The sequence below is a fragment of the Agromyces sp. P2_B3 genome (assembly GCF_056404815.1).
Map to the genome: position 1 here is coordinate 1 of NZ_JBFUDH010000035.1, position 5,382 is coordinate 5,382.

The window sequence follows — 5,382 nt, forward strand, 5'->3', positions numbered from 1 at the left end:
CGGGTGCGTCCGTTTCTTGAGAACTCAACAGCGTGCACTATGTTCAATGCCAATTTATTGAACCCCAGCCTTACTCCTTTTGGGGTGGGTATGGATTCCTTTGATTGATGGACAATTTGATTTTTATAGTCAGTTGTTTCTCTGTCAGTGATTGAAGCTCTCAATGCCTCTTCGGGGGTGTTGGAACCAGTTTTTTTGGAGAGTTTGATCCTGGCTCAGGACGAACGCTGGCGGCGTGCTTAACACATGCAAGTCGAACGATGAASKSSAGCTTGCTKSSKGGATTAGTGGCGAACGGGTGAGTAACACGTGAGTAACCTGCCCTGGACTCTGGGATAACCCCGAGAAATCGGAGCTAATACCGGATAGGACCCTGTACCGCATGGTGTGGGGTGGAAAGTTTTTTCGGTCTGGGATGGACTCGCGGCCTATCAGCTTGTTGGTGAGGTAATGGCTCACCAAGGCGTCGACGGGTAGCCGGCCTGAGAGGGTGACCGGCCACACTGGGACTGAGACACGGCCCAGACTCCTACGGGAGGCAGCAGTGGGGAATATTGCACAATGGGCGCAAGCCTGATGCAGCAACGCCGCGTGCGGGATGACGGCCTTCGGGTTGTAAACCGCTTTTAGTAAGGAAGAAGGGGAGCTTGCTCCTTGACGGTACTTGCAGAAAAAGGACCGGCTAACTACGTGCCAGCAGCCGCGGTAATACGTAGGGTCCGAGCGTTGTCCGGAATTATTGGGCGTAAAGAGCTCGTAGGCGGTTTGTCGCGTCTGCTGTGAAATCCCGAGGCTCAACCTCGGGCCTGCAGTGGGTACGGGCAGACTGGAGTGCGGTAGGGGAGAATGGAATTCCTGGTGTAGCGGTGGAATGCGCAGATATCAGGAGGAACACCGATGGCGAAGGCAGTTCTCTGGGCCGTAACTGACGCTGAGGAGCGAAAGCGTGGGGAGCGAACAGGATTAGATACCCTGGTAGTCCACGCCGTAAACGTTGGGCGCTAGATGTGGGGACCTTTCCACGGTTTCCGTGTCGTAGCTAACGCATTAAGCGCCCCGCCTGGGGAGTACGGCCGCAAGGCTAAAACTCAAAGGAATTGACGGGGGCCCGCACAAGCGGCGGAGCATGCGGATTAATTCGATGCAACGCGAAGAACCTTACCAAGGCTTGACATAACCGAGAACGCCGCAGAAATGTGGAACTCTTTGGACACTCGGTTACAGGTGGTGCATGGTTGTCGTCAGCTCGTGTCGTGAGATGTTGGGTTAAGTCCCGCAACGAGCGCAACCCTCGTCGCATGTTGCCAGCACGTAATGGTGGGAACTCATGTGAGACTGCCGGGGTCAACTCGGAGGAAGGTGGGGATGACGTCAAATCATCATGCCCCTTATGTCTTGGGCTTCACGCATGCTACAATGGCCGGTACAAAGGGCTGCGATGTCGTAAGGCGGAGCGAATCCCAAAAAGCCGGTCTCAGTTCGGATTGAGGTCTGCAACTCGACCTCATGAAGTCGGAGTCGCTAGTAATCGCAGATCAGCAACGCTGCGGTGAATACGTTCCCGGGCCTTGTACACACCGCCCGTCAAGTCATGAAAGTCGGTAACACCCGAAGCCGGTGGCCTAACCCTTGTGGAGGGAGCCGTCGAAGGTGGGATCGGTGATTAGGACTAAGTCGTAACAAGGTAGCCGTACCGGAAGGTGCGGCTGGATCACCTCCTTTCTAAGGAGCATCTGGAGACTTCGGTCTTCCAGGCATGTCAGATCAGGACCGAATGTGTTCTGCTGGCAGCTCATGGGTGGAACATTGACATAGGTGCTCGTCTGAATGGTTCAGACCTAGTACGCCTCTTCGGGGGTTGGAACGGTGGGGGCCGGCCGGTCGGGCACGTGCACGCTGTTGGGTCCTGAGGGACCGGACGATCCTGCCTTCGGGTGGGGTGATGGTTTCTTCAGACCTTCACCGAGATCAGCTTTGCTGGTGGGTGTGGGGGTTCTGGCCGTCTGTTGAGAACTACATAGTGGACGCGAGCATCTTAGATTGACCCTTCGGGGTCAGTCACAAAAGGTGAGTCGCCAATTGGTTGCCCTTTGGGTGGCCTGTTTGGCGTATTCACTGGTCAATTTCGCAGCACTTTCGGGTGTTGCACGAATTCGATCGAACTCATGTGATTTCAAGTTTCTAAGAGCAAACGGTGGATGCCTTGGCATCTGGAGCCGAAGAAGGACGTCGTAATCTGCGATAAGCCTCGGGGAGCTGATAAACGAGCTTTGATCCGAGGATTTCCGAATGGGGAAACCCCGCCAGGCCCTTTGGGTGACCTGGTGACTCCCGCCTGAATATATAGGGCGGGTAGAGGGAACGTGGGGAAGTGAAACATCTCAGTACCCACAGGAAGAGAAAACAACCGTGATTCCGTAAGTAGTGGCGAGCGAACGCGGAAGAGGCTAAACCGAGCCATGTGTGATACCCGGCAGGGGTTGCATGGTCGGGGTTGTGGGACCTCTCGGACTGTACTGCCGTGCAGTCACGGTGACGCGTCAGGTATAGACGAACCGGATTGAAAGCCGGACCGGAGTGGGTGTGAGTCCCGTAGTCGAAATGCCTGGCCGGCCGGAGAGGGATCCCAAGTAGCGCGGGGCCCGAGAAATCCCGCGTGAATCTGTCAGGACCACCTGATAAGCCTAAATACTCCCAGATGACCGATAGCGGACAAGTACCGTGAGGGAAAGGTGAAAAGTACCCCGGGAGGGGAGTGAAATAGTACCTGAAACCGTTTGCTTACAAACCGTTGGAGCCTCCTTGTAGGGGTGACAGCGTGCCTTTTGAAGAATGAGCCTGCGAGTTAGTGATCTGTGGCGAGGTTAACCCGTGAGGGGCAGCCGTAGCGAAAGCGAGTCTGAATAGGGCGATTCAGTCGCAGGTCCTAGACCCGAAGCGAAGTGATCTATCCATGGCCAGGTTGAAGCGACGGTAAGACGTCGTGGAGGACCGAACCCACTTCAGTTGAAAATGGAGGGGATGAGCTGTGGATAGGGGTGAAAGGCCAATCAAACTTCGTGATAGCTGGTTCTCTCCGAAATGCATTTAGGTGCAGCGTTGCGTGTTTCTTGCCGGAGGTAGAGCTACTGGATGGCCGATGGGCCCTAAAAGGTTACTGACGTCAGCCAAACTCCGAATGCCGGTAAGTGAGAGCGCAGCAGTGAGACGGTGGGGGATAAGCTTCATCGTCGAGAGGGAAACAACCCAGACCACCAACTAAGGTCCCTAAGCGCGTGCTAAGTGGGAAAGGATGTGGAGTTGCACAGACAACCAGGAGGTTGGCTTAGAAGCAGCCACCCTTGAAAGAGTGCGTAATAGCTCACTGGTCAAGTGATTCCGCGCCGACAATGTAACGGGGCTCAAGCACGCCACCGAAGTTGTGGCATTGACATTTGTGGTAGGCCTTCGTGGTCCAGCCGTGTTGATGGGTAGGAGAGCGTCGTGTGGCGAGTGAAGCGGCGGTGGAAACCAGCCGTGGACGCTACACGAGTGAGAATGCAGGCATGAGTAGCGAAAGACGGGTGAGAAACCCGTCCTCCGGAAGACCAAGGGTTCCAGGGTCAAGCTAATCTGCCCTGGGTAAGTCGGGACCTAAGGCGAGGCCGACAGGCGTAGTCGATGGACAACGGGTTGATATTCCYGTACCGGCGAAGAACCGCCCACACGAGATCAGAAGTGCTAAGCATCCCAATCCGTGCACGATCCCTTCGGGGTGACGCGCGAGGCGGCATGCGACCCCGTCTGGTGGAGTGAGCGTATTAACAGGTGTGACGCAGGAAGGTAGCCCAACCCGGGCGATGGTAGACCCGGGGCAAGCGTGTAGGCCGAGCGATAGGCAAATCCGTCGCTCACGATGGCTGAGACGCGATGCGGATAAAAAGTGGGTGATCCTATGCTGCCGAGAAAAGCATCGACGCGAGGTTCCAGCCGCCCGTACCCCAAACCGACTCAGGTGGTCAGGTAGAGAATACCAAGGAGATCGAGAGAATCGTGGTTAAGGAACTCGGCAAAATGCCCCCGTAACTTCGGGAGAAGGGGGGCCTAAGGCGTGAACCAGCTTGCCTGGGGAAGCGCTGCAGGGCCGCAGAGACCAGTGGGAAGCGACTGTTTACTAAAAACACAGGTCCGTGCTAAGTCGCAAGACGATGTATACGGACTGACGCCTGCCCGGTGCTGGAAGGTTAAGAGGACCGGTTAGCCGCAAGGCGAAGCTGAGAATTTAAGCCCCAGTAAACGGCGGTGGTAACTATAACCATCCTAAGGTAGCGAAATTCCTTGTCGGGTAAGTTCCGACCTGCACGAATGGCGTAACGACTTCCCAGCTGTCTCAACCGCGAACTCGGCGAAATTGCATTACGAGTAAAGATGCTCGTTACGCGCAGCAGGACGGAAAGACCCCGTGACCTTTACTACAGCTTGGTATTGGTGTTCGGTGTGGCTTGTGTAGGATAGGTGGGAGACTTTGAAGCGGGCACGCCAGTGTTCGTGGAGTCATTGTTGAAATACCACTCTGGTCACTCTGGATATCTAACTTCGAACCGTGATCCGGTTCAGGGACAGTGCCTGGTGGGTAGTTTAACTGGGGCGGTTGCCTCCCAAAAAGTAACGGAGGCGCCCAAAGGTTCCCTCAACCTGGTTGGCAATCAGGTGGCGAGTGTAAGTGCACAAGGGAGCTTGACTGTGAGACTGACAGGTCGAGCAGGGACGAAAGTCGGGACTAGTGATCCGGCAGTGGCTTGTGGAAGCGCTGTCGCTCAACGGATAAAAGGTACCTCGGGGATAACAGGCTGATCTTGCCCAAGAGTCCATATCGACGGCATGGTTTGGCACCTCGATGTCGGCTCGTCGCATCCTGGGGCTGGAGTAGGTCCCAAGGGTTGGGCTGTTCGCCCATTAAAGCGGTACGCGAGCTGGGTTTAGAACGTCGTGAGACAGTTCGGTCCCTATCCGCTGCGCGCGTAGGAAATTTGAGAGGATCTGACCCTAGTACGAGAGGACCGGGTTGGACGAACCTCTGGTGTGCCAGTTGTTCCGCCAGGAGCACCGCTGGTTAGCTACGTTCGGGATGGATAACCGCTGAAAGCATCTAAGCGGGAAGCCGGCCTCGAGATGAGATTTCCATCCCTTCGGGGGAGAGGCTCCCAGCCAGACGACTGGGTTGATAGGCCGGATGTGGAAGACAGGACTAACGACTGTCGGAGCTGACCGGTACTAATAAGCCGATAACTTGACAATCACTACACTCACACACGTTTGAAGATCATTCATCGAAAGGCCGTGTGAGTGGCCTCCAAGATTGCTCGCGTCCACTCTGTGGTTCCCAACAGACGGAAACACACA

Annotated in this window: 2 rRNA genes; both read left to right on the forward strand. The window is 55.7% G+C overall.

What is annotated here, in order from left to right:
• Positions 1-192: 192 nt before the first annotated feature.
• A 16S ribosomal RNA gene (locus AC1DZA_RS19930) occupies positions 193-1,722 on the forward strand.
• Between the two features lie 449 nt (positions 1,723-2,171).
• Positions 2,172-5,277 (forward strand): 23S ribosomal RNA (locus AC1DZA_RS19935).
• Together the 16S and 23S rRNA genes form the textbook arrangement of a ribosomal RNA operon.
• Positions 5,278-5,382 lie beyond the last annotated feature (105 nt).